Annotated in this window: 19 protein-coding genes; 4 read left to right on the forward strand and 15 right to left on the reverse strand. The window is 71.9% G+C overall.

Translation table 11 applies throughout. The features are described 5' to 3' along the window. The first annotated feature begins 347 nt into the window (after positions 1 to 347). A complete protein-coding gene (locus ABZ805_RS21755) occupies positions 348 to 782 on the forward strand; it encodes an Rv3235 family protein (RefSeq protein ID WP_358443191.1) in 435 nt (144 codons plus the stop codon). Between the two features lie 77 nt (positions 783 to 859). Here the strand turns inward: ABZ805_RS21755 and secA are convergent, their stop codons facing one another. From secA to ABZ805_RS21790, 7 genes are all read right to left on the reverse strand, one after another. Next, positions 860 to 3,772: a preprotein translocase subunit SecA gene (gene secA, locus ABZ805_RS21760; protein ID WP_358443194.1), complete on the reverse strand. Its 2,913-nt coding sequence runs from the start codon at positions 3,770 to 3,772 to the stop codon at positions 860 to 862. Between the two features lie 215 nt (positions 3,773 to 3,987). Continuing rightward, positions 3,988 to 4,695, reverse strand: a complete 708-nt coding sequence (raiA, locus tag ABZ805_RS21765) for a ribosome-associated translation inhibitor RaiA (protein ID WP_358443197.1) — start codon at positions 4,693 to 4,695, stop codon at positions 3,988 to 3,990. A 466-nt stretch (positions 4,696 to 5,161) separates the two neighbouring features. Next, complete coding sequence (locus ABZ805_RS21770) at positions 5,162 to 6,034, reverse strand: ComF family protein (protein ID WP_358443200.1); 873 nt, start codon at positions 6,032 to 6,034, stop codon at positions 5,162 to 5,164. Between the two features lie 387 nt (positions 6,035 to 6,421). After that, positions 6,422 to 8,140 carry an LpqB family beta-propeller domain-containing protein gene (locus tag ABZ805_RS21775; protein ID WP_358443203.1) on the reverse strand — a complete coding sequence of 573 codons (1,719 nt, stop codon included), beginning with the start codon at positions 8,138 to 8,140 and terminating at the stop codon, positions 6,422 to 6,424. Then, complete coding sequence (gene mtrB, locus ABZ805_RS21780; protein ID WP_358443273.1) at positions 8,137 to 9,999, reverse strand: MtrAB system histidine kinase MtrB; 1,863 nt, start codon at positions 9,997 to 9,999, stop codon at positions 8,137 to 8,139. The genes ABZ805_RS21775 and mtrB overlap by 4 nt, the downstream gene beginning before the upstream one ends. 58 nt (positions 10,000 to 10,057) lie before the next feature. Then, a complete protein-coding gene (gene mtrA, locus ABZ805_RS21785) occupies positions 10,058 to 10,735 on the reverse strand; it encodes an MtrAB system response regulator MtrA (RefSeq protein ID WP_224959260.1) in 678 nt (225 codons plus the stop codon). A 151-nt stretch (positions 10,736 to 10,886) separates the two neighbouring features. Then, a complete protein-coding gene (locus ABZ805_RS21790) occupies positions 10,887 to 11,525 on the reverse strand; it encodes a dTMP kinase (protein WP_358443207.1) in 639 nt (212 codons plus the stop codon). Positions 11,526 to 11,624: 99 nt separating this feature from the next. Here ABZ805_RS21790 and ABZ805_RS21795 point away from each other — a divergent pair, with 99 nt between their 5' ends. The 3 genes from ABZ805_RS21795 (at position 11,625) to ABZ805_RS21805 (ending at position 16,214) form a co-directional block, all read left to right on the forward strand. Next, the gene (locus ABZ805_RS21795; protein ID WP_358443210.1) at positions 11,625 to 12,287 is read left to right on the forward strand and encodes a Crp/Fnr family transcriptional regulator; all 663 of its coding nucleotides are present in this window, start codon (positions 11,625 to 11,627) and stop codon (positions 12,285 to 12,287) included. A gap of 115 nt (positions 12,288 to 12,402) precedes the next feature. Further along, positions 12,403 to 13,242, forward strand: a complete 840-nt coding sequence (locus ABZ805_RS21800; protein ID WP_358443212.1) for a hypothetical protein — start codon at positions 12,403 to 12,405, stop codon at positions 13,240 to 13,242. Positions 13,243 to 13,574: 332 nt separating this feature from the next. After that, the gene (locus ABZ805_RS21805; RefSeq protein WP_358443215.1) at positions 13,575 to 16,214 is read left to right on the forward strand and encodes a hypothetical protein; all 2,640 of its coding nucleotides are present in this window, start codon (positions 13,575 to 13,577) and stop codon (positions 16,212 to 16,214) included. A gap of 212 nt (positions 16,215 to 16,426) precedes the next feature. On the opposite strand, the gene ABZ805_RS21810 is transcribed toward ABZ805_RS21805, so the two are convergent. From ABZ805_RS21810 to ABZ805_RS21845, 8 genes are all read right to left on the reverse strand, one after another. Continuing rightward, positions 16,427 to 16,741, reverse strand: a complete 315-nt coding sequence (locus ABZ805_RS21810) for a transcriptional regulator (protein WP_358443218.1) — start codon at positions 16,739 to 16,741, stop codon at positions 16,427 to 16,429. Continuing rightward, positions 16,738 to 17,241 carry a hypothetical protein gene (locus tag ABZ805_RS21815; protein ID WP_358443221.1) on the reverse strand — a complete coding sequence of 168 codons (504 nt, stop codon included), beginning with the start codon at positions 17,239 to 17,241 and terminating at the stop codon, positions 16,738 to 16,740. The genes ABZ805_RS21810 and ABZ805_RS21815 overlap by 4 nt, the downstream gene beginning before the upstream one ends. Before the next feature lie 121 nt (positions 17,242 to 17,362). After that, positions 17,363 to 18,874, reverse strand: coding sequence for an amino acid permease (locus ABZ805_RS21820; RefSeq protein WP_358443223.1), 1,512 nt, complete (start codon positions 18,872 to 18,874; stop codon positions 17,363 to 17,365). A gap of 281 nt (positions 18,875 to 19,155) precedes the next feature. Next, positions 19,156 to 20,166 carry a cation diffusion facilitator family transporter gene (locus tag ABZ805_RS21825; protein ID WP_358443225.1) on the reverse strand — a complete coding sequence of 337 codons (1,011 nt, stop codon included), beginning with the start codon at positions 20,164 to 20,166 and terminating at the stop codon, positions 19,156 to 19,158. A gap of 89 nt (positions 20,167 to 20,255) precedes the next feature. Beyond that, positions 20,256 to 21,494, reverse strand: coding sequence for a mannose-6-phosphate isomerase, class I (gene manA, locus ABZ805_RS21830; RefSeq protein ID WP_358443228.1), 1,239 nt, complete (start codon positions 21,492 to 21,494; stop codon positions 20,256 to 20,258). A 149-nt stretch (positions 21,495 to 21,643) separates the two neighbouring features. Further along, positions 21,644 to 22,717, reverse strand: a complete 1,074-nt coding sequence (locus tag ABZ805_RS21835; protein ID WP_358443231.1) for a hypothetical protein — start codon at positions 22,715 to 22,717, stop codon at positions 21,644 to 21,646. A 6-nt stretch (positions 22,718 to 22,723) separates the two neighbouring features. Continuing rightward, on the reverse strand, positions 22,724 to 22,939 hold the full coding sequence (locus ABZ805_RS21840) for a Trm112 family protein (protein ID WP_358443234.1): 216 nt from the start codon (positions 22,937 to 22,939) through the stop codon (positions 22,724 to 22,726). Positions 22,940 to 22,991: 52 nt separating this feature from the next. Further along, positions 22,992 to 24,341, reverse strand: coding sequence for a phosphomannomutase/phosphoglucomutase (locus tag ABZ805_RS21845; protein WP_358443236.1), 1,350 nt, complete (start codon positions 24,339 to 24,341; stop codon positions 22,992 to 22,994). Between the last annotated feature and the right edge of the window lie 55 nt (positions 24,342 to 24,396).

Below are 24,396 nucleotides of genomic sequence, written 5' to 3' on the forward strand. Positions count from 1 at the left end.
ACATCCGCCACCGGCCTGCCGTTTAGAGTTGATTCATCAGGTCGCTCACTCTACCAGTCACCTGGAAGCCCGTTTCGCAACCCCCGCCGCACCCGGCCCGATTCGTTTTCGGCCCGTTCCGTGCTGGCAGAAAGAAATCTACAGGACGCCCACAGGGCCCTGAACACCACCCCCCTCTTAATGCGAAATCGCAGGTCACGGTGGATGAACGCCGGGTGTCGCCCGTTCGACCGGTCCTCACACCTTCGGGGCGATCTCGCCGGATCGCGACCGCGATCCGGGTCCGCGCCCCTCTTCCCCACGAGATCGGGCCGATCCGTCGCCGACCACCCCGTCCTGGAGAAGACATGACCGCCGCTGCCCCGCCACTCGATTCCCGTCCGACCGAGATCTCGGCGCTCCCGAGTTCCGGACCTCATTCGCCCGGCCCGTCGCGCACCGAGCTCGCCAACCCCGCGGGCGCGCCCGCCGACCGCAGTTCCGGGGCGCTCGCGAGCAGGCTCGGCGGACCGGTGGTGGACGTGCTGCTCGGGCGGCGGCCGTTGAGCCAGATCAAATCCCGGCTCTCCCCCGCCGTGCACGCCCTGTTCACGTCCACGTCGGTGCGCGAGATCCTCGGCGACTCCCGGACCAGGCTCACCTCGCTGCACGCGTGCGCGGTCCGATCGGACCTCGTCGAGGGCTGCGCGGTCCTCGCCTCCCGCGGCCGCTCTCGTGCGGTCGTGCTGCGCTGGGAGCGGGGTGGGGCGGGATGGCTGTGCACCTTCCTGGCCGTCGTCTGACCTCCGGGCCGGAACGCGACGGCGCCCCGCACTCGACGAGGAGTGCGGGGCGCCGCGGTGGTGCTGCGCGCGGAACGTCAGTTCCGCTTGTTCTTCTTGGCCTCTTCCCGGGCCGCGGCACGGCGCTCGCGCCGGGTACCGCCGTTGGCGTCCTCACCGCCGCCGTGCTCGGTGCTGGTGCGCACCTCGCCGGACTCGCTGGGGCCGGAGTAGTTCAGCCGCGGACGCTGCTGCGGTGCGCCGAAGCCCTGCCCGCCGAACGCGTTCTGCGTGCCGTCGCCACCGACCGTGCCACCACCGAGCTGGCTCATCGCGGGCCCGGCGGCCCTGGCGCGCTTCGACCGCGGCTGCGCGGCCTCACCGGTCGACTGGGCGGCGGCCTGCGGTGCGCGCTGCTCGCGCGGGATCGCGGGCTGCACGTCCGTCGGGAAGTCGGACCCGTCGGAACGGCTCACCGAGACCGGCACCGACGGCTCCTCCGTGACGGGTTCCGGTTCGGCGGCCTCCACCTGCACGTTGAACAAGAAGCTGATCGACTCCTCCTTCAACGCCTCCAGCATCGCGTGGAACATGTCGAAGCCTTCCCGCCGGTACTCCACCAGCGGGTCGCGCTGCGCCATCGCACGCAGGCCGATGCCTTCCTTGAGGTAGTCCATCTCGTAGAGGTGCTCGCGCCACTTGCGGTCCAGCACGCTCAGCACGACCCGGCGCTCCAGCTCCCGGGTGGCGCCGGCGCCGACCTTGCCGTCGACCTCGGCCTCGCGCCGGTCGTAGGCGTCCCAGGCGTCGTTGAGGACCGATTCCTGGAGCAGCTCCTTGCTGACGTCCTCCTCGGACTCGACCAGCTCCTCCCAGTCCAGCCGGACCGGGTACAGCGCCTTCAGCGCCGTCCAGAGCTTTTCGAAGTCCCAGTCCTCGGCGTAGCCCTCGGCGGTGGCGCCGTTGACGTAGGCCGCGGTCACGTCCTTGATCATGAGGCAGACCTGCTCGCGGAGGTCCTCGCCCTCCAGCACCCGGCGGCGCTCGGCGTAGATCACCGTGCGCTGCTGGTTCATGACCTCGTCGTACTTGAGGACGTTCTTGCGGATCTCCATGTTCTGCTGCTCGACCTGGGTCTGAGCACTGCGGATGGCCTTGGTGACCATGCCGTTCTCGATCGGCACGTCGTCCGGCACCTTCAGCCGGGTCATCACCGTCTCGACCATGGCCGCGTTGAACCGGCGCATCAGCTCGTCGCCGAGCGACAGGTAGAAGCGCGATTCACCGGGGTCGCCCTGGCGGCCGGAACGACCGCGGAGCTGGTTGTCGATGCGGCGGGACTCGTGCCGCTCGGTGCCCAGCACGTACAGGCCGCCCGCGGCGCGGACCTCTTCGGCCTCGGCCTTCACCTGGGCCTTGACCCGCTCGACGACACCGGGCCACTCCGCCTCGTACTGCTCGCGGTGCTGCACCGGGTCCAGTCCGTGGCGCCGCAGCTCGGCGTCGGCGATGTGGTCGACGTTGCCGCCGAGCACGATGTCGGTACCGCGGCCGGCCATGTTCGTGGCGACCGTGACCGCACCCTTGCGCCCCGCCTCGGCGACGATGCCCGCCTCCGACTCGTGGTGCTTGGCGTTGAGCACGCTGTGCGGCACGCCCTTCTTCGTCAGCAGCTTCGCCAGGTGCTCGGAGCGCTCGACGCTGGTGGTGCCGACCAGCACCGGCTGCCCGGTGCGGTGCTTCTCCTCGATGTCCTCGGCGACGGCCTCGAACTTGGCGGCTTCGCTCTTGTAGACCAGGTCGGGCTGGTCCTTGCGGGCCATCGGCTCGTTCGTCGGGATGCTGACGACGCCGAGCTTGTAGGTGCCCTGGAACTCGGCGGCCTCCGTCTGGGCCGTACCGGTCATGCCGGCCAGCTTCTCGTAGAGGCGGAAGTAGTTCTGCAGCGTGATCGTGGCCAGCGTCTGGTTCTCGGCCTTGATCTCGACGCCTTCCTTGGCCTCGATCGCCTGGTGCATGCCCTCGTTGTAGCGGCGACCGTGCAGGATGCGGCCGGTGAACTCGTCGACGATGGTGACTTCGCCGTCGCGGACGATGTAGTCCTTGTCGCGCTTGTAGAGCTCCTTGGCCTTGAGCGCGTTGTTCAGGTAGCCGACCAGCGGGGTGTTCGCCGCCTCGTAGAGGTTCTCGATCCCGAGCTGGTCCTCGATGATCGTGACGCCGTCCTCGGTGACGCCGACGGTGCGCTTGCGCTCGTCGACCTCGTAGTGGACGTCCTTCTGCAGCATCGGCGAGAGCCGCGCGAACTCCTGGTACCACCGCGAGGACTGGTCCGCGGGGCCGGAGATGATCAGCGGCGTGCGGGCCTCGTCGATGAGGATCGAGTCGACCTCGTCGACGATGGAGAAGAAGTGCCCGCGCTGCACGCAGTCGGACAGGCTCCACGCCATGTTGTCGCGCAGGTAGTCGAAGCCGAACTCGTTGTTCGTGCCGTAGGTGATGTCCGCTTCGTAGGCGGCGCGGCGCTGCTCCGGGGTCATGTCGGCGGTGATCGCGCCGACCTCGAGCCCGAGGAAGCGGTGCACGCGGCCCATCCAGTCGGAGTCGCGCTTCGCGAGGTAGTCGTTGACGGTGACGACGTGGACGCCCTTGCCCGCGATGGCGTTCAGGTACGCGGGCAGAACACAGGTCAGGGTCTTGCCCTCACCGGTGCGCATCTCGGCGATCTGGCCGAGGTGCAGGGCCGCGCCACCCATGAGCTGGACGTCGTAGTGCCGCTGACCGAGGGTGCGGTGCGCGCCCTCGCGCGCCACCGTGAACGCCTCGGGCAGCAGTTCGTCCAGGGTCTCGCCGTCGTTGTAGCGGCGCTTGAACTCGTCGGTCTTGGCCCGCAGTTCTGCGTCGGAGAGCGCGAGCACTTCGTCTTCGAGCTCGTTGATGTGCTTCGCGATGGCGCGGAGGCGCTTGAGCGTCTTGCCCTCGCCGGCGCGGAGCAGTCGGGACAGGACCATCCGGTCGACCTCACTAGCTGATCGTGATGCGCCCGTCAAGGACGCCTTGTGGTCATCGTATTAGAGCCGGGACGCCCGGTGGGCGATTCCCGAGGAGCGATCGGTCGGTGCCGGGCCCCGGACGGCGACCGTCCCCCGCGCACACGGTACGCGGGGGACGGTCGGCGGGGTCGGGCGCTGGCGCAGACTCGCCGGACGCCCGGTCGATCAGTGCGTCAGGCTGCCAGCCGGATCACCCCGTAGTCGAATCCGCGGCGCCGGTACACCACGCTCGCGCAACCGGTGTCGGCGTCGGAGAACAGGTAGAAGTCGTGGCCGACCAGTTCCATCTCGTAGAGGGCTTGGTCGACGGTCATGGGAACTGCGGTGTGCTCCTTCTCCCGGGCGATCCGTCCCGGCTCGTAGCCGTCGTCGGAGCTGCCGCGCGGCTGGGGAACCCCACGTCCGGTGCCGGTCGCGCCGGTGCCCGCGGGGAGGTCGATGTCCACGTCGGCGTCCACTGCGTCCTCCGCGGGGGCTTCGAGCAGTCCGACGGCGCTGGTCGCGCCCGCCGCTGCGACGGTCTTGGAGGTGTTCGCCGAGGTCGCCTCGGCGACGGAGGTGGACTTGTGCCTGCCGTAGTGGACCTTTCTGCGGTCGTGCATGCGGCGGAGCCGGTTCTCCAGCTTGCTCGTCGCCGAGTCGAGCGCGGCGTAGAAATCCCCTGCGCACGCTTCGGCCCGCACTGCGGGGCCGCGGCTCTTCAGGGTGATCTCGACGCGCTGGCAGCTCTTCGCCTGTCGCGGATTGCGTTCGTGGAAGAGCTCCACGTCCGCCCGAATGGTCTTCCTGTCGTAGCGCTCCAGCCGGGTCAGCTTCTCGGCGATGTGCTCCCGGTAGTGCTCGGGAACCTCAACGTTGCGACCCTTGACGACGATGTCCATTCACGACCTCCGTTCCTCGCGTACATCCCGTGGACGTGTCCGCACGGAGGCGCCGGTGCAGCGGTGTTCTCAGCTCGCTTCCGGCGCCAGGGACATGGGGTTCTCACTCCTTCCCGAAAGCCCGGGTACGACTGAATGCAGGCACGTTAGCTAACTTCGCCAACGGGAAACAGCCCCCGAGATGGGCGACGTCAAGCCGCCACCGAGCGTGATGTGCGGGGCTGAGCGGGCGACGCGCGAGGCTCGCGCAGCGCGTTTCCTCGGCGTGTCCCACCCCACAGGTCTCACTCGTTCGGGGGAAGCAAGATCGACTGGCGATCACGTGCCGCAACGGGCGCGTGTCGCGGTCCGCGCCGGTCGAGAGGACCGCCACCGGATTCTGCCGACTGCTCATACCCCCTGAACGAACGAAGGCCCCGGTGGAGTTCCGCTCGGATGTCGGGCCGTCGGACAACGCACGATCGGGTCAACCTGCGGTCGCGGCCAGCACCAGCACCGCCGTGACGGGGATGCCGTGGCCGGCGAGCGCGCCCACCGAGCTCGCGATCGTGGCGCCGGTGGTGAGCACGTCGTCGATCAGCAGCACCGGGGCGGCGGCGGGAGGTGCGCGGTCCGGCCGCACGGCTGCGCGGCCCGCCAGGTCGCGCAGCCGTTCGTGCGGGCTGCGGCCGGCCGAGTCGCGGGTGCCCGGGCTGGTGGTCAGGCAGTCGGCGACGGTCGCGGCGGTGCCGTCCGCGGCGAGCGCGGCGGCGGTCCGGCGCGCGACCCGGGTCATGTGGGCGCCGCCCCTGCGGCGGGAGGTGATCGGTCGGGACGGGGCGGGCACCAGGTGCCAGCGCGCTGCTTCGGACGCCTGGGCCAGGTCGGCTGACGGGGGGCCGGCTGACGACGGATCAGCGGACGGCGAGTCAGCAGACAGCGGATCAGCAGACAGCGGATCAGCAGACGGCAGACCGGCTGCCGTCGGATCGGCCCGGGCCGCGGCGGACGCGAGTTCCGGTTCCCACCCGGTGATCCCGCGGAGGCCCTCGGCGAGCGCGCGGCCGAAGGGTTCGGCGAGGTCGCGGCGTCCGGCGACCTTGTAGTCGATGATGGCGCGGCGCACCGGGCCGCGGTACCGGCCGAGCGCGAACACCGGGGGCAGCACGACGCGATCGCCCGGCGGCGCGGGCAGTGCCCGCACCACCCTGCGCAGCCCGCCCAGCTCCCGCCCGCAATCCGCGCACCACCCGGTACCGGGCCGCGCGCACCCCGCGCACCGCAACGGCAGCACCAGATCCACCAGCCCGCCCACCGCGGCGGCGACGCCCCCGCCGACCCTCCCCCACGTTCCCGGCATGCCCCGGATCCTGCGCCCTCCCCCGATCCGACACACCGGCGCGAGTCGGCCGGACCGGCGGATCTCGTCAGCGGGGAAGCGCCGAGCAGTGACCGGCCGAGCGACCGGACCGCCCGACGGGTGCTCGGCCACCTTCACGCGAGGAGACGGCGTCGTCGGGGCGGAGCCGGGCGAGAACGATCCCGCGGCGAGCACGCCGCCGAAGTCCGGCCCCGCGCAGAGCAGGGGGCCGAGGCAGCACCGGGAAGAGCGGCACCAGCCGGGCATCGCCCGAGGAAGCGGGGTAAACAGCCGGGGAAGCGCGGTGCCACCCGAGTTAGAAGGGCGCCACCCGGGAACGCGCGGCGTCAGCCGGGGAAGAACGGCATCACCCGGGAAAGAGGGGCGTCAGCCGGGGAAGAGCGGGATCGAGTTACCGCCTATCTGGCCTGGTAGCAGGCTCCACACCGCCTTCGGCTCCCCCGCCTCCCACAGCCAGCTCTGGTCGGCGACGACGACGCGCTTGCCGGGTCCGACGGTGACCGCGTTGATCGGCTGGGTGAGGTTCGCGGAGGCGTACCCGGTCCACTTGAACCCGTCGACGGAGACCTCCATGACCGGCGAGGACCCGTCGGTGGTGGCGACGAGGGACCGGTCGGTGAGCCAGTCGACGTGGGTGACGTCGAAGCCGCGGTCGGCGCCGAGGACCACGGGGTTGCGCAGCGCGACGCGGCCGTCCTCGTCGACGACGCCTGCGACGACGAGGTTGCCGTCGACGACGCCGACGGCCCGGGTCCCGTCGTGCGAGAGGCGCAGTTCCTTGATCTCGCGGCCTGCGGCGAATTCGGCGACGTCGACGGGCCGGACGGTCCAGGTGCCGTTCTCGTCGATCGCGCGGAACACGTCGCGGCCGTTGACGACGGTCCACACCTCGTTGTCGTCGCGCCAGCTCGGCCGGGACATGAAGCTGCCGGTGAGCGGGACGCCGGGCAGGTCCGAGGAGGCGTAGGCGCCGATCCGCAGGTCGACCTGCCCGGTGGGGTTGCGGGTGACGGCGGCGAGCCTGCTGCCGTCGATGGACTGCGCGGCTTGGAGCACTTCGAGCGCGCCGGAGCCCGCGGGTCCGGGGATGGGCCGGGTGTTCTCGTCGAGCACGTGCAGCCGTTCGCCGATGATGACGAGCCCGGGGGTGCCGGGGCGCAGCGCGTTGTCGCTCTCGTGGGAGGCGACGTCGGCGGGTTGCAGGTCCGGCTTGTCGGGCAGCAGCGCGACACCGTCCTCCTGGAGGCGGACGCGGGCCTTGCTGACGCTCTGCAGGGACAGCACGACTTGCGCGGCGATCATGCGGCGGGCTTCGAGGTCGGGTTCGCCGAGTTCGCCGAGGTTGACGACCAGCGCCCCGTCGTCGGCTTCGGTGGCGTTGGTCTTCAGGTTCGCGCCGGCCGGGAGCCTGCTGGCCATCGCCTTCTTGAAGCCCTCGGACGGGCCGCCGATGAGCAGTTCGACGACGCGCCGCGGGAGCGTGCTGTCCGGCTGCGATCCGATCCACCGCAGGTCGGGGACGACGCCGGTGCCGTCGTGGTCGGCGAAGTAGATCGGCACCGGCATGAAGTCGTTCTCGAAGGAGGTGCGGCTGATGACCATGTCGGACGGGGGCGCGGTGATCAGCCACCGCCCGTCGCGGCCGCGCTGCACGGGGACGCGCACTTCGAAGGACCCGGTTTCGGGCACGAAGGAGGAGTCGGCGCGCAGCCGTCCGACGCGGTCGGCTTGCAGGCTGACGACGCGGTCCCCCTCGGGCTGGCCGGGGGCGGGCGGCACCGGGATGGTGTCGATGTTGTCGACGATGAGCACGGAGCTGGCCGGTTCCCAGCGCCGTTCGGCTTCCGGGGTGAGGTGGCTGCGGGCGAAGGCGAAGCCGGTCTCCCTGGTGGAGCCGGAGTCGACGAAGCTGCGCACGATGTCGACGGCGTCGGTGGCGCGCGGCGGTTCGGGCGCGGTGGTGCGGGAGACGCCGTGGTCGACGAGCGGCGGCACGGCCATCGGGTCGGATCGTTCCGGGATGGAGGCGCAGGCGGCGAGCGGCAGCACCGCCAGGGCGAGCACGACGAGCCTGCGACTGATCATCTCGGGTCCTCCCTGCCTCGGCGGGCGGTCTGGTCGCCGCGCTCGTGCTCGGCCTTGGCCTGGTCGACTCGGGCTTGAGCGTCTCCGGCCCGGTCGGAACGGGCCTGTTCGAGGCGTGCCCGGTCGGCGCGGGCCCGGTCCAGCCGAAGGTGGTCGGCGCGGGCCGCGGGCTCGACCGGTTCGGACAGCCGGGCCGGTCCGGTATCGCGGACGGCGGGTTCCCCGTCGGGTTCGCCGTCGGCATGCGCGTCGACGGTGCGGGCGAGCAGCGCGCCGGGGGCGGCGATGCGCCGTCCGGACGGCAGCGCCAGCGGGCTCTCGGTGAAGTCGCGGCCGGGTTCGCGGGGCAGGGTGAGCCGGAAGCAGGAGCCGGAACCCGGTTCTCCCCACGCGTCGAGCAGGCCGCCGTGCAGCCGGGCGTCCTCGGAGCTGATGGACAGGCCGAGCCCGGTGCCGCCGGTGCGCCGGTTGCGGGACGGGTCGGCGCGCCAGAACCGGGTGAACACGAGTTCCGCTTCTCCGGGGCGGAGGCCGACGCCGTAGTCGCGGACGCTGACCGCGACGGCGTCCTGCCCCGCGCCGAACCGCACTTCGACGGGCCCGCCCTCGGCGTGGTCGATGGCGTTGGCGATGAGGTTGCGCACGATCCGTTCGACGCGGCGCGCGTCGGCGACGAGGTCGAGGTCGACGGCGGGCACTTCGACCCGCAGCGGGACGCCGCTGGTCTCGGCGATGCCGCGGACCGAGTCGACGGCGCGCTGCACGATGGCGGGCAGGTCGAGCGGTTCGGCGGCGAGTTCGGCGACGCCCGCGTCGAGCCGGGAGATCTCCAGCAGGTCGGCGAGCAGCGATTCGAACCGGTCGAGTTCGTCGACGAGGAGTTCGGTGGAGCGGGCCAGCCCGGGCGGGAACTGCTCGCGGGAGGCGTGCAGCACGTCGGCGGCCATCCGCACGGTGGTGAGCGGGGTGCGCAGTTCGTGCGAGACGTCGGAGGTGAAGCGGCGTTGCAGCTGCCCGAACTCCTCCAGCTGCTTGATCTGCTGCCGGAGGCTGTCGGCCATCTCGTTGAAGGATTCGGCGAGCCGGGCCACGTCGTCCTCGCCGATCACCCGCATCCGCTGGTCGAGGTCGCCGTCGGCGAGCCGCGCGGCGTTCTCGGCGGCCTGCCGCACCGGGCGCACCACTTGGCGGGTGACGAGGTTGGTGATGGCGCCGAGCAGCACCACCAGCACGAGCCCGCCGACGAGCAGCGTGCTCTGCACGACGTTGAGGGTGTCCTTCTCGGAGGTCAGCGGGAACAGCAGGTAGGCCTGCAGGGACCGGGTGGAGCTGTCCACCGGGGTGCCGACGACGAGCATGGTCACCGGTTCGGGGCCGCGCTGCACGGTGGTGATCTGCTTGGCGAGCTCGCCTTGCTCGACGAACCGGCGCAGTTCCTTCGGCACGTCGTCGATGGGGCCCGCGGAGGGCTGCGCTTCGGATTCGGCGTCGGAGCCGTCGACGAGCACCGGGTCGAAGGCGCCCGCGGAGGCCTCGGTGCTGGGCCGTCCCGAGTTGGGCGTGGTGAGCCGGTTGAGCGCTTGTTCGAGCTGCTGGGAGACGTCGTCGGAGTTGGGGTCGACGGCGGTCAGCTCGCGTTCCAGCACGGGCAGGCTGTAGCGCACCTGCGAGATCGCGGCGTCTTCCTTCGCGGTCATCAGCTGGTAGGTGATCTGCGTCTGCAGCACCATCCCGAGCACGCAGATGACCACGGAGGACAGCGCGAGGGTGCTGACGACGACCCGCAGCTGCATGGACCGGCGCCACACGCGTTCGAAGCGCTGCCAGCGCTCGCGGACCTCGACGCGGGCGCGCGACAGCCACCGGTGCGGCACACCGCCCCGGCTCGCCCACCCGCTCAACGCGCCGGTCTCCGGATCACGGGGGGCCGGCCTTGTACCCGACGCCGCGGACCGTCAGCACCACCTCGGGCCGTTCCGGGTCGCGCTCCACCTTGGACCGCAGCCGCTGCACGTGGACGTTGACCAGGCGGGTGTCGGCGGCGTGCCGGTAGCCCCAGACCTGTTCGAGCAGCACTTCGCGGGTGAACACCTGGCGCGGTTTGCGGGCCAGCGCGACCAGCAGGTCGAACTCGAGGGGCGTGAGCGCGATGGGCACGCCGTCGCGGGTGACCTCGTGGCCGGGGACGTCGATGCTGAGGTCGCCGATGGCGAGGACCTCGGCCGGTTCGGCGTCGGTGCGGCGCAGCCGGGCGCGCAGCCGGGCGACGAGCTCCTTCGGCTTGAAGGGCTTGACGACGTAGTCGTCGGCGCCGGATTCGAGTCCGAGCACCACGTCGACGGTGTCGCTCTTCGCGGTGAGCATGACGATGGGCACCACGGATTCGGTGCGGATCGCCTTGCACACGTCGATGCCGTTCATGCCGGGCAGCATGAGGTCGAGCAGCACCAGGTCGGGTTTCAGTTCGCGCAGCGCGGGCATGGCCTTGGTGCCGTCGCTGACCACGGCTGTCTCGAAACCTTCGCCCCGCAGGACGATGGTCAGCATTTCGGCCAGGGCCGGATCGTCGTCCACCACGAGCACGCGCGCCTTCATGCCCCACATGGTTGCACTTCTCACTCCCGGGTCGTGCAGCACCCGCCGATCGTCACCGCAGGTCGTCGCGCCTGCACCGAACGCGGATCGAGGTGTACCGCCGAACGGGGGAGTCGATCGGCGGCGCGTGCGGCGCGGAGCGCGGTGCAGGTCAGCCGGTGATGCGGGCGGCGATCGCGTCGTGGTCGGGGCGGGCGGAGCCGTCGACGACCAGCCACGGCGACCACCAGCCGGCGGCGGCGAGCCGCGCGTACAGCTCGCCGCAGCGCTGCTGCAGCGAGGAGTCCGCTTCGAACCGGTCGCGGCGGCGGGTCTCGGTGCGTTCGCGGTGCTCGGCGCGCCCGGCGGCCACGTCGGCGGGCACCTGCAGCAGCAGTTGCAGGTCGGGGCGTGGCAGGCCGAACCGGTCGGCTTCGAGTTCCCGCACCCAGCGCACGAAGTCGCCGTCGACGTCCTGGTGCAGCCGGGCGGCACCGTAGGCGGCGTTGGAGGCGACGTAGCGGTCCAGCAGCACCACGTCGTGCGCGGCGAGGTCGGCGCGCAGGTCGTCGGCGGCGCCGCGCCGGTCCAGCGCGTACAGCACGGCCATGCCGTACACCGATCCGCCGAGGTCGCCGTGCTCGCCGTGCAGCGCTTCGGCGACGAGTTCGGCGTGCACGTCGGCGGTGTAGCGGGGGAAGGCGGCGTGCGCGACGCTGCTGCCGCGTTCCCGCAGCCGCGCGGTGAGCCCGTCGACGAGCGTGCGCTTGCCCGCGCCGTCCAGTCCTTCGATCACGATCAGCCGCCCCACGGCGGCGACGATACGCAGCCGAGGGCCGCGGACCGCCATTAGGGTTGACCTGGCGCGAAAACCGTCCACCTCGAATCCGGTGCCGCAGAATCGATCACCGTGGCGCTCGACGAGGACTACCGCAGCTTCCGCGATCACCTGTCCACTTCGGAGTGGGCCGACCTGCTGCGCATCGGCGGACCGTTCCGCTTCCGCCCCGGGGCGACGCTGCTCAACGAGGGCGAGGACGGCGATCACGTGTTCGTGCTGACCGCGGGGCTGTGCCGGGTGGTGGGCGCGCGGGCGGACCACGGCCAGTCGCTGCTGGCGCTGCGCGCCGCGGGCGACACCATCGGCGAGCAGTCCGGCATCGACAAGCGGCCGCGGTCGGCGAGCGTGCACGCGGTGGTGGAGTGCCGCGGGCAGCGGCTGCGCGGCCCCGAGTTCACCGCGTTCATCCGCCGCCGCAGGCTCGACGCCCAATTGACCAGCTACTTGAGCATGAAGCTGCGCTCGAACGGCTCCATGATCTCGGAGCTGTCGCGCTCCTCGGCGCGGTCGAAGGTGGCGTGGCTGCTGCACCGGTTGACCGCGACCACCGGGCAGGACGACTTCGTGCCGCTGCCGCAACGGGATCTGGCGGATCTGCTGGGGCTGGCGCGGAGTTCGGTGGCGGCGAGCCTCGCCGAGTTCCGCGCGCTGGGCCTGCTGCGGACCGAGCAGGGCGGGGTGCACGTGCTCGACCCGGCCGCGTTGCTGGACGAAATCCACCGATCCCGATAGACGTGATCGCGGTCACCCGGCGCGGTGTCCGGAATCGGACCCCGCGCTCCGCGCACCCGCCCGATGCTGATCTCAGCACCGGCCCGCGGGTGCCCCGCTCCAGGAAGGACCCGACATGCCACCCAGTCCGAACACCCGGCGCAGCAGCCAGCTCCCGCCGTACCGCGCGGTGCTCGCCGTGGACACCAAGGGCTTCAGCGAGAGCCCCAGCGCGCACCAGGAACGGCTCAGCCAGGACATCCCGGACCTGCTGGAACGCGCGCTGGAGCAGTGCGGCCTGGCCCGGCTGTGGCAGACGAAGGTGTTCCCCCACTCCACCGGCGACGGCTACTACTTCGGCGTCGACGCCATGGACACCCCGTTCCTGGTGGACCCGTTCCTCGACGAGCTCAACGAGGTGCTCGACGAGCACGACGAGGTCGTCCGCGCCCGCGACCGCGCGCTCAAGCTCCGGCTGCGCGTCAGCATCCACCTCGGGCCGGTCCCGGAGAGCGGTCTGTCCACCTCGATGAACGAGACGCACCGGCTGCTCGACGCCGAACCGGTGCGCCGCATCCTCACCGGCTCCGATCCGGACGTCACCTACGTCGCCGCGATCCTGTCCCAGCGTGTGTTCACCGACGTCGTCGAAGGCGGCTACATCAAGAAGCGCGCCTCCCAGTTCGCCGCGAACGCCGTCAAGGTCAAGAACTTCGAAGCCCACGCCTTCCTGTACACCCCGAAGAGCTCGGTGAACCGGGACCTGTTGGACGGGGTCAACGCCTGGCCCGTCGACCGCGACCGGCTCAAGCAGGAGCAGGACCGGGTGCACGGTTCGGAGCGCCCGGAGGCCGGGGACGAGGGCGGACGCGGGCAGTCGGTGCACGTGCAGAACAACTTCTCCGGCGAGAGCAGCGGCTCGGTGCTGCAGATCGGGCAGGCCCGGGACGTCAGCGGCCTGCGCAACGGGTCCTGAACACCCGCTCCGGAACACCGGCCCGGAGCGCGGGTGGAGCAGCCGCGGAGGGGTCGGCTGCTCCATCCGGCGGCCGCCGTTCACCCCCGGGGCGGGGCGGGCGGCGGCCGCTGCTCGCGCGACACGCCTGCAGCTCACCCGGACGTGCCCGGTTGCGTGCGCGCGCAAGCCCTGCACGCTCCGCTGACCTGGAATTTCGATCGAGCATCGGCGAACCGGGGACAGGCCCGGGCGAAGGCCGTCACAATCGAGTGGCCGAGGGCTCGCCACGAGTCGATCTGCGGTGGACAATCACGGGCAAGTGATCAACACCCGATGGCCAGGAGGCACAAGTGCAGATACCGGGGCCCGACACCCGCGTGGTCGAGCTGCGGGTGCACGGCATCCTCGGGACCACCGGGGACGCGCTCACCGACTCCGTGGCCTCGGTCGACGTGGCGGGTGACGGGGTGGGCCGCATCGTGCGCCCCGCCGACCGGCTGCGCCGTCCCGTGCCGGGCCCGATGCTCACCGCGGGCGACCGCACCGTCCCCCGGATCGTCGAGGGCTACGTGTGGGGCGGCATGACCTCCGGCGGCTGGGCGAAGGCCAGCTGGGCGCTGATGTTCCCGTTCGCGCTGAGCAACGTGGCGCACTGGATGCTGCCGCCGCCGCGGTCCGGCGACGCCGTCGGGGCCGTGCTGTCCCGGTTGCTGCGGGCGCTGCTGCGGGTGGGGGCGCTGCTGCTGACGATGCTGTTCGTCGCGCAGCTGGCCGTGGTGCTGCTGGACCTGCTCGCCGCGCAGTGCCTGCGCCCCGGTTCGCCGTGCCTGGACTCGGTGCCGGAGTCGCTGCGCGCCGTGCCCGCGGTGCGCGCGATGCCCGCGATGCTGCTGCTCGGGCTGGTGGTGCTGCTGATGCACCGGCTGTCCAGCGTGTCCTGGAAGGTCTCCGGTTCGTGGCGCACGTTCGGCGGGCGCACCGAGTCCTCGCCGCATTCGGCGCGAGCTCCGCTGCTGCCGGGCGCGAACGTCGTCGCCGATCCGGACACGCCCGCGCTGCGCGCGCTCCACGTGGTGGGGGCGCTGGCGGTGATCGCGGTGCTCGCGCTGGGCGGGCCGCTGACGCCGAGCCCCGATCCGCGCTGGATGCTGGCGGAACTGCTGCTGGTGCTGTCGGTGAGCGGGACGTTGCTGCTGGACGATCCGAGCGGCATGGGTTCCGGCCCGGTCGCCGCGGTGGTGCGCGGGCTGCTGAGCCGCACCGCCCGCCGCGTCGTGATCGCCACCGCCGCGGTGCTGCTGCTGGCGGTGGCGGTGTTGCCGGGTCCGCTGAACGCACCGCTGCCGGGATCCGGGGCGACGGTGGACGCGATCACCGTGGGACTGCTGCTGACCTGCCTGGCGGTGGCGGCGCTGCTGGTGCCTGCGGCGCTGCTGGCCCGGCCCGGCTGGTCGTCGGTGCCGCGCGAGCTGCGCCCGTGGGCGGGCGGCTGGATGGCGGCGCCGATGCTGATGCTGGCGTGCATGCTCGGCGCCGGTTTCGGCGCCGGCCTCGCGCTGAGCCTCCGGCAGGCGCTGGGCGGTCCGGAGCGGCTTCGGCTGCCGGACGCCTACGACGACGTGGCGCTGTTCTGGGGCAGCGCGGCGGTGCTGCTGCTGGTCGGCGGCCTCGGACTGGGCTGCTGGATGCTGGTCCGCCGCTGGTTGCCGAGCGGGGTCGAGGACGTGCCCGAGCAGGTGTCGCTGCTGCACGCGGGCAGGCAGCAGGACCAGCGCAACGCGGCCGGTTCGTGGCGGACCGCGGACGTGCAGCGGCGCTACTCGCACCACGTGCTGCTGCTGGTGGCGGCGGTGCTGACGGCGAGCACGGTGCTGGCGGTGGGCTTGCGGGCGTGGGGCTTCCCGCGCACCGAGTGGGCGGACTGGCTGCGCGCGCTGGGCGTGCTGGCGCTGGGCCTGCTCGCGGCGGGGCTGCTGCGGATGGTGCAGCTGGCGGCGAAGGAGCGGACCGCCGGGCGCTACCTGGGCATCCTGTGCGATCTCACGTTGTTCTGGCCGCGGGAGGCGCACCCGGTGGTGCCGCCGTGCTACGCGCTGAAGGTGGTGCCGGAGCTGGCGGCGCGCGCCGCCGAGCACCTCGCCGAGCCGGACACCCGGGTGGTGCTCGTCGGGCACAGCCAGGGCAGCCTGCTGGCCGCGGTGGCGACCGCGCGGCTGCTGGAGACGTTGCCGGAGGCCGATCGGGAGCGGGTCGGGCTGGTGACCGCGGGTTCCCAGCTGCAGTGGGCGTATCCGCGGGCGTTCCCCGGGGTGGTGCCGCACGGGTCGCTGCGCGATCTCGCGGGGTCGCTCAACGGGCGCTGGCGGTCGCTGTGCCGCGGCACCGATCCGCTCGGTGGCGCGGTGACCACCTGGAACCGGCAGGTGTTCGACGGGATGCTGATCGGCGTCGGGCTGCGCCCGGACGGGACGCAGGGCCCGCTGCCGCCCGCGACGCGGGGGCCGACGGGCGCGCTGGTCCTCGGCGGGGACCACTGGCTGCCGGACCCGCAGCGCGGGCCGTTCTCGTTCCGCCGCTGGGTGCCCGGCGTGCTCGGGCACACGGACTACAGCGGGGACCCGGAGTGGGATCGCGCGGTCGCGATGGCGGCCGGGCTGGAGATCCCGGTGCGGGGCGCCACGTTGCCGCTGCGCACGCCGACCGCGGTGGCGCAGCAGACCGCTGATCCGCTGGGCGCCCTGACCGAACCGCGGCGCACCGAACCGGAGCCCACCGCCGACGCCGAGCTCGGCGAGGACGAGTCGGCATCCGTGTCGGACCTGCTGGGCTGGGACCCGGACGAGGTGGCGGGCACCGGCGAGGCCGGGGCGGCCGAGACCGCCGCGAACGACGGGAAGCCTTCCCGCTCCGCGCTCCCCGACCTCACCGACCCGCGCGGCCGAGCAGCCCCCTGGGAACGGGGCAACGCCCTCCGAGCCGCAGACCGCTGACACCGAACCCGCAAGCCACCCCCCACCACAGTCCTGTCAGCGGCGAAGCCGCTGAGCAGCGACCACCCGAGCAACCGGACCACCCGCGGGTTCTCAGCGGTCTTCTCGCGAGGACGGCGTTTTCGCCTGTGGCGGAGCCACCGGTGAAAACGATCCCGCAGCGAGAAGACCGCTGAGGTTCCGCCACCCACCCCGCTCGCAACACGACCCCGTCACTCCCGATCCAGGGCAGCCTGAAGACCGGAGAGCCAGGTCAGGTGGTTGCTGATCGCGGTCCTGCCCTCCGCGGTCAGCCGGAACCAGGTCCGCGGCCTGCGCCCGACGGAGCCCTTGCGCACTTCGAGGTGGCCGGCTTCTTCGAGGGCCCGGCTGTGCTTGGAGAGGACGGAGTCGCTGACGCCCAGCATGTCGCGCGCGGTCGCGAAGTCGACCCACTCGGCGCCTTGCAGCAGCGCGCACAGCGCCAACCGGGGCCCGGTCTCGAAGAGGGGCTGGCGCCCTTCGCCTTCCTGGTGCGCACCCGTCACGGCCGGACCCGGCCTTCTTCGATGTCGCGCCGCATCGCCGCCCGGGTCTTCACCTGCGCCACGAAGACCGCGATCGCCACGACGGGCAGCACCAGCAGGGCGATCCCCTGCTGCTCGAACCTGACCAGCGCTGCGATGACGCCGAAGCCGACCACGGTGATGGCGAGCGCGGCCAGCCAGATCGGCCGGGCGCCGGGGTAGGACCCGATGCGCTTGGGCAGGTAGACGCCGGATCGGCGGCGCCGGGCGACGGAGAAGGCGGCCGAGCCGAGGGCGATCGCCGCGAGCCCCCACGACACGTAGGCGTTGTAGTCCGCGCCCAGCAGGTCCATCCAGATCGGCAGTCCGGCCATCGCGACGAGCGCGACGCCGAAGATCACCCAGTAGGCGGTGGGGAACCCGGCGTGGCCGGCGAGGCGGCGGCGCGCGTCGGCGACCTGGTCGAGCTGGCCGAGCTGGCCGAGCTGGTCACGTCCGGAGGCGTTCGATTCATTTTCCATATGGAAAGTGTACGCACATCGGCAAGTAGATGCCAAGCGTGCAGTCCACGCGGTCCGCGGCGCGAAAAAAGCGGGCCCGCTCCCCCGGAGGGGAACGGGCCCGCTGCGCGCGAGCGCAGGATCAGACGGAGCCGCCCGCGGCGATGTCCCGCTGCTGCTGCCCGAGCCGCGAGTGCTTGCGGCTGTACAGGAAGTACACCACCACGCCCGCGATCATCCAGACGACGAACCGCACCCAGGTCAGCGCGGTCAGGTTCAGCATCAGCCACACGCAGGCGATGATCGCCAGGATCGGGATCAGCGGCACCAGCGGCGCCCGGAAACCACGCGGCAGGTCCGGCCGCGACCGGCGCAGGATGATCACGCCGGCGGACACCAGGATGAACGCGAACAGGGTGCCGACGTTGACCATCTCCTCCAGCTTGTCCGCCGGGAAGAACGCCGCGGCCAGCGCCACGATGCCGCCGACGATCAGCGTCGCCCGCACCGGGGTTCCGTGCTCGTCGTGGGTCTTGGCCAGCCCGCGCGGCAGCAGCCCGTCGCGGGACATGGCGAACAGGATGCGCACCTGGCCGAGGAACATGACCATGACGACGGTGGTGAGGCCGGCGAGCGCGCCGACCGTGATGACCCCGGCGGCCCAGGTGACTCCGTTGAGCTGGAATGCGGTGGCCAGGGTGGCCTTCTCGCCGTCCACGGTGGCCAGCTGCTTGAAGTTGACCATGCCGGTCACCACGACGGCGACGGCCACGTACAGCACGGTGACGATGGCCAGCGAGCCGAAGATGCCGCGCGGCGCGTCGCGCTGCGGGTTGCGGGTCTCCTCCGCGGTGGTGGCGACGACGTCGAAGCCGATGAACGCGAAGAACACCAGCGAGGCACCGGCGAGCAGGCCGAAGACGCCGAAGCTGCTCGTCTCACCGCCCAGCAGCAGCGACAGCAGCGACTGGTCCAGCTTGGACGCATCCTCCGCACCGGCCTCGGCCGGCGGGATGAACGGCGTGTAGTTCGCGGTGTTGATGTAGGAGAGGCCGATCACGACGACCAGCAGCACCACGAACACCTTGATCGCGCTGATCACGAGGCTGACCCGCGCCGAGAGCTTGGTGCCCAGCGCGAGCACCGCGGTGAGCCCGGCGATCAGCAGCAGCGCGCCCCAGTCGAACTGCAGCGGCCCGAGCTCGAACTTCGTCGGCACCCCGTTGATGCCGATGAGCTGCAGCACCTGCTGCAGGTAGCTGGACCAGCCCTTGCTGACCGCCGCGGCGGCGACCGCGAACTCCAGGATCAGGTCCCAGCCGATGATCCAGGCGACGAACTCGCCGAACGTCGCGTACGAATAGGTGTACGCGCTGCCCGCGACCGGCACGGTCGAGGCGAACTCCGCGTAGCAGACCGCGGCGAGCCCGCAGGCGATCGCCGCGATGACGAAGGACAGCGATACGGACGGGCCGGTCACGTCCCCCGCGGTGGAGGCGGCGAGCGTGAAGATCCCCGCGCCGATGACGACCGAGACGCCGAAGACCATCAGGTCCCAGGCACCGAGGTTCTTTCGGAGCTTCGTGTCCGGCTCATCGGTGTCTTTGATCGATTGCTCGACCGTCTTCGTTCGCCACAGCCCGGTCCCTGGCACTGTCGCCCTCCTCTTCCAACCCGAATGGTGGAACGCACCCTAGCGGGGGAGTGTTGCACCGGATTAGCTAGGAAACAGTGTGGGGGTCGGGATTCGTTAATGCTCTGTGACCGCCCCGTCCACCCGGAGGACAAGTTGATCCGCCAAATGCTCCGAGGCGATCACCGTCCGCACACAGCAGGGGTGTCACTGCAGGTAGACCGGCGCCCGGCGGGACAATTTCCCGGTTATCCGCAGATCATCGGGAAAGCCCCCGCGAACGGTGCAAGATCTGCGGTGAATCAGTCCCGCGGCGAGTCGATCGACGGTTCCGAGTCGGTCTCGGAAGGCGAGTCGGCGACCGGTTCCGAGACCGCGCCCCGATCCCGATCCGCGCTCCGATCCCCGCTCCGATCCAGGTCCGGTTCGAGGTAGATCAGCCGCGCCGCGGGCACCTTCGCCCGCACCCGCGCCTCGGCGGCGTCGATCTCCGCGGCGACCGCGGCGACGTCCAGCGACGGCTCCAGGTCGATCTTCGCGGCGATCAGCAGCTCGTCCGGGCCGAGGTACTGGGTGCGGATGTGGATGACCCGCCGCACCCGGCCGCCGCGCAGCTCGCCGACGACCTCGTCCAGCACCGACCGGTCGGCGCCCTCCCCGATCAGCAGGCTCTTCGTCTCCACGATCAAGATCACCGCGATCACGCCGAGCAGCAGCCCGATGCCGACCGTGCCGATCCCGTCGAACACCGGGTTCCCGGTGAGCACCGCCAGCCCCACCCCGCCGAGCGCGAGCACCAGGCCCAGCAGCGCGCCCGCGTCCTCCAGCAGCACCACCGGCAGCTCCGGGGTCTTGGCCTGCCGGATGAACTGCCACCAGCTCAGCCCGCCCTTGATCCCGCGGGACTCCTTGATCGCGGTGGTGAAGCTGTAGGACTCCAGCGCGATCGCCAGCAGCAGGATCACCACCGCCACCAGCGGCGAGCTCAACGGCTCCGGGTGCTGGATCTTGTGCACGCCCTCGTACAGCGCGAACACCGACCCGAGGCTGAACAGCAGCAGCGCCACGACGAACGAGTAGAAGTAGCGGTCCCGCCCGTAGCCGAACGGGTGCTCCGCGGTCGGCCGGCGCACCGAGGTCTTCTTCCCCAGCAGCAGCAACCCCTGGTTCGAGGTGTCCGCCACCGAGTGCACCGACTCGGCCAGCATCGACGAGGACCCGGTGAACAGGAATCCGCCGAACTTGGCCACCGCGATGCCCGCGTTCGCGGCCAACGCCGCCAGGATCGCCTTGGTACCGCCACCTGCTGACACGCGTGCTCCCGAGCTCGATTCCCTGCGTTCCGCGGGAAACCTACCGCCGCGATCGCCCGGACGGAGCAGGTATGTCGGGATTGCGCCTGCTAAGTGCCCGCGGCGGCGCGGAACACCTGCGCCGTCCCGTCCGGGCACACCGGGCTCGCCAGCACCGCCGGGTCGGAGGCCGCCAGCCACACCGACTGGCCCTTCCTCAGCTCCAGCTCGGCCGGTTCCGCGCCGGGGCGCTGCGCGGTCAGCCGCAGCGCGCCCTTCGTGCACAGCAGGATCTGCGGACCGTCCGAGTCCAGCAGCACCGCCGTCGAGTTCGCCGGGGACCAGTCCACCCTGGACAGCCGGAACTCCTCGGCGGGCGTCTGGTAGACGGTGCGGTTCCCGTCCAGCGACTCGCCCTTGTGCACCCGCATGTCCCCGCAGGTGAAGTCCAGCACCCGCAGCAGCTCCGGCACGTCCACGTGCTTCGGGGTGAGCCCGCAGCGCAGGATGTTGTCCGAGTTCGCCAGGATCTCCACTCCGGTGCCCTGCAGGTAGGCGTGCAGGTTGCCCGCGGGCAGGTAGATCGCCTCGCCGGGCTGCAGCACCAGCCGGTTCAGCAGCAGGCTCGCCAGCACGCCCGCGTCGTTCGGGTACGCCTCCCCCAGCTCCAGCACCGTGCGGCACTCCAGCGCGAACTCGCCGTGCTCGCGCACGTGCCGCACGCAGGCGTCGAGCAGTTCCGGCAGCAGCCCGCGCAAGTAGTGCTCGGGCAGCGTGATCCACGTGGTGAACAGCGCCCGCAGCCCGTCGGGGTCCGGCTGCGCCGCCAGCAGCGCGGTGTGCGGGCGCAGCGTCGGCACGTCCAGCTCGCCCAGCAGCCGCACCGTGCGGTGCGCCTCCCGAAACCCGGCGAGCGCGTGGAACTCGGTGAGCGCGCAGACCAGCTCCGGCTTCGCCGTGGGGTCCGGGTAGTTCCGGTTCGGCGCGTTGCGCGGGATGCCGGCCCGCTCCTCCCGCTCGAAGCCCTCGGCGGCCTGCTCCGCGGACGGGTGGGCCTGCAGGCTCAGCGGCTCGTTCGCGGCGAGCACCTTGAGCAGGAACGGCAGCCTGCTGCCCCACCGGCCGGTGCACACCTCACCGAGGTGGTGCGCCGGGTCCGCGTCGAGCAGGTCCAGCAGCGACTCCTCGCTGCCGTCCGGGCGCACCAGCTTCGACGAGTCGCCCGGGTGCGCACCCATCCACAGTTCGGCCTCGGGGTGCGGAGTGGGAACGGGCCGCCCGAGCAGATCTGCGATGGCGGTTCGCGAGCCCCACGCGTAGGGGCGCACCGCGTTCCGCAGTAACTCCACAGTCCTTCTCGCTCTCTTCACCGCCGGTCGGGCACGCGTCCTCGGACCGGCACCGTAGGGGCGCCGACCCTGGAACCAGGACATCGCCTCGCCGCCACCAGTGCATCAGGGACGTCCCCGGCAATCACCCAGGTTTCCGCCCCGTCCGGTCAGTGCACGGCCAGCGCCTGCCTGCCCGGGCCTCCGAGCGTGCCCGCCGCGAGGCCCAGGTAGACCGCGGCGAGATCGAACCGCAACGCGAGCACCGCGGCCCGCAACACCGCGTCGGCCCGCGCCGACTCGCCCGGGACGATCAGGTCCGCGCCCGGCAGCGACCGGGTCGCGACGCGTTCGTCCGCCTCGGCCCGCTCGTCGTGCCGGGTGCCGATCAGGAAGACCCGGGGCGTCGCGCCGCCGTCCTCGTCCGGATCGGCGAACAGGTCCGATCCGGTGTCGCGGACCGAGCGGTACAGCGCGTGCCGGGTGACGGCCTGCGGGTGGCTCGCCACGTCGCAGGCCACTCCCGCGTGCACGCCCAGCGCGTAGGCGCCGTGCCCGGCGACGGCGGTGGCGAGCTGGTCGACTCCCCACAGCAGCGCCTCGTGATCGGCGAGCCGCAGCGCCAGCGACTTCGCCGGGTTCATCAGCGGTTCCTGACCGGGGTGCGCGCGTTCCGCCTCCCGGTCCAGTTCGTCCGCCAGCTGATCGGTGTCGCAGCGCAGCAGGCCGAGCGCGATGAGCACGCTGAGCCCCGCGGTGAACACGTGCGCGAACGTCAGCTCGTCGGGCACCGGGATCCGCGGCGGCACCACCTTCGCCCGGCCCGCGCCGGACGCGGCCACCGGGCCGTCCGCCGGCACGGCCAGCACCACCGAGGCGCCTCGCCGGGTCGCGGTCGCCACCCCTTCGGCCAGCGTCGGATCACCCGGGTCGGGGGTGTGCGCGAACACCACGTCCAGCGGCCCCACCCACACCGGCACCGATTCGGCCACGATCACCGGGACCGGGCAGGACGCCCCGGCCAGCGCGGCCAGCAACCCGCACACCGACGGGCCGAGGCCCGGCCGGGACACCAGCACCAGCGAACGCGGCCTGCCGTCGGCGAGGTCGTCGAACCCGATCTCCTGCACCGTCTCCGCGGCCGCCCGCACCTGCGCGCCCGCGAGCGCGGCGGAGCGCAGCAGCCCGCGCGAATCGGCCTCGGTGATCCGCTCGGGATCGTCGAAGAGGCTGTCGTCGAGCACCGGAGGTCACCTCTCCCCGGTCGAGCCAGGATCCTCGGGGCCACCGACGGCCTCGTCCACCAGCAGCACCGGGATGCCGTCCCGCACCGGGTAGCCGCGGCCGCACGAAGTGCACGTCAAGTACTCGTCCTGCGCGGTCCCGCCCCCGGCGCGCAGCGCGCCGTGGTCCGGTGCCGGGCAGGCGAGGATCTCCAGCAATGTCGGTTCCAGGGCCACGGCCACGTTCCCTCCTGAGTCCACACCCGGTCCACGCCCAGCGGGCGATATCACTCGGTCAGCCCCGCACCACGGCGAGCACCTCGTCGCGCAGCGCGGCGACCGCGGCGGCGTCCGGCGCCTCCACGTTCAACCGCAGCAGCGGCTCGGTGTTCGAAGGCCGGATGTTGAACCAGGAGCCGTCCGCCAGCTCCACGGTAAGCCCGTCGAGCTCGTCGGTTCGAGCACCGGAACGTTCCCGGTAGGTTTCGGCCACGGCGCGCATCCGCCCCGCCTGGTCCTGCACCGTCGAGTTGATCTCGCCGGAGGCGGCGTAGCGGGAGTACTCGGCCATCAGCCCGGACAGCCCGCCGTCCTGCCCGCCCAGCGCGGCCAGCACGTGCAGCGCGGCCAGCATGCCGGAGTCGGCCTTCCAGAAGTCCCGGAAGTAGTAGTGCGCCGAGTGCTCGCCGCCGAAGATGGCGCCGGTCTCGGCCATGGTCTGCTTGATGAAGGAGTGCCCGACGCGGGTGCGCACCGGCTTGCCGCCCTGCTCGGCGACGATCTCCGGCACCGCGTGCGAGGTGATCAGGTTGTGGATGACGGTCGCGCCCGGTTCCTTCGCCAGCTCGCGCACCGCGACCAGCGCGGTGATCGCGCTCGGCGCCACCGGGTCGGCGTTCTCGTCCACCACGAAGCAGCGGTCCGCGTCCCCGTCGAAGGCCAGCCCGGCGTCCGCGCCGACCTCGCGCACCTTCGCCTGCAGGTCGACCAGGTTCGCCGGGTCCAGCGGGTTCGCCTCGTGGTTCGGGAAGTTCCCGTCCAGCTCGAAGTACATCGGCACCACCTCGACCGGCAGGCCTTCGAAGACCTGCGGCACGGTGTGCCCGGCCATGCCGTTCCCGGCGTCGACGACGACCTTCAGCGGCCGGATCGCGCTCAGGTCCACCAGGCCGCGCAGGAACTCCGCGTACTCGGCGAGCATGTCGCGCTCGGTGGTGCCGCCCTTCGCGCCCAGGAACTCGGGGACGCCCTGCCCGACGAGCTCCTGGATCTCGGACAGCCCGCTGTCCTGGCCGACCGGCGCGGCGCCCGCCCGGCACAGCTTGATGCCGTTGTAGCGGGCCGGGTTGTGGCTGGCGGTGAACATGGCGCCCGGCAGCTCCAGCGTGCCGGAGGCGAAGTAGAGCATGTCGGTGCTGGCCAGCCCGATGGAGACCACGTCGACGCCCTGCCCGGTGACGCCCTCGGCGAACGCGGCGGCCAGCGCCGGGGAGGAGTCCCGCATGTCGTGCCCGATGACGACGGCCGGGCCGCCGACGAGCCTGGTGAACGCGGCACCGATCTCCCGAACGACGTCGGCGTCGAGCTGCTCATCCACCACCCCGCGGATGTCGTACGCCTTGACGATCTCCGACAGGTCCCGCACGCTGCACATCCCTACGTAGTCCGGCCAACCTCGCTGCGGTCCGAGCCTACCGGCG

The organism is Saccharopolyspora sp. NPDC047091, assembly GCF_040643635.1.
In the GTDB taxonomy this organism is placed as follows: Bacteria; Actinomycetota; Actinomycetes; order Mycobacteriales; family Pseudonocardiaceae; genus Saccharopolyspora_C.

Bases quoted from the DNA above. Each gene is read 5' to 3' on its own strand.
- ABZ805_RS21755 (WP_358443191.1), top strand. From the start codon at position 348: ATGACCGCCGCTGCCCCGCCACTCGATTCCCGTCCGACCGAGATCTCG.
- secA (WP_358443194.1), bottom strand. From the start codon at position 3,772: ATGGTCCTGTCCCGACTGCTCCGCGCCGGCGAGGGCAAGACGCTCAAG.
- raiA (WP_358443197.1), bottom strand. From the start codon at position 4,695: ATGGACATCGTCGTCAAGGGTCGCAACGTTGAGGTTCCCGAGCACTAC.
- ABZ805_RS21770 (WP_358443200.1), bottom strand. From the start codon at position 6,034: ATGCCGGGAACGTGGGGGAGGGTCGGCGGGGGCGTCGCCGCCGCGGTG.
- ABZ805_RS21775 (WP_358443203.1), bottom strand. From the start codon at position 8,140: ATGATCAGTCGCAGGCTCGTCGTGCTCGCCCTGGCGGTGCTGCCGCTC.
- mtrA (WP_224959260.1), bottom strand. From the start codon at position 10,735: ATGAAGGCGCGCGTGCTCGTGGTGGACGACGATCCGGCCCTGGCCGAA.
- ABZ805_RS21800 (WP_358443212.1), top strand. From the start codon at position 12,403: ATGCCACCCAGTCCGAACACCCGGCGCAGCAGCCAGCTCCCGCCGTAC.
- ABZ805_RS21815 (WP_358443221.1), bottom strand. From the start codon at position 17,241: ATGGAAAATGAATCGAACGCCTCCGGACGTGACCAGCTCGGCCAGCTC.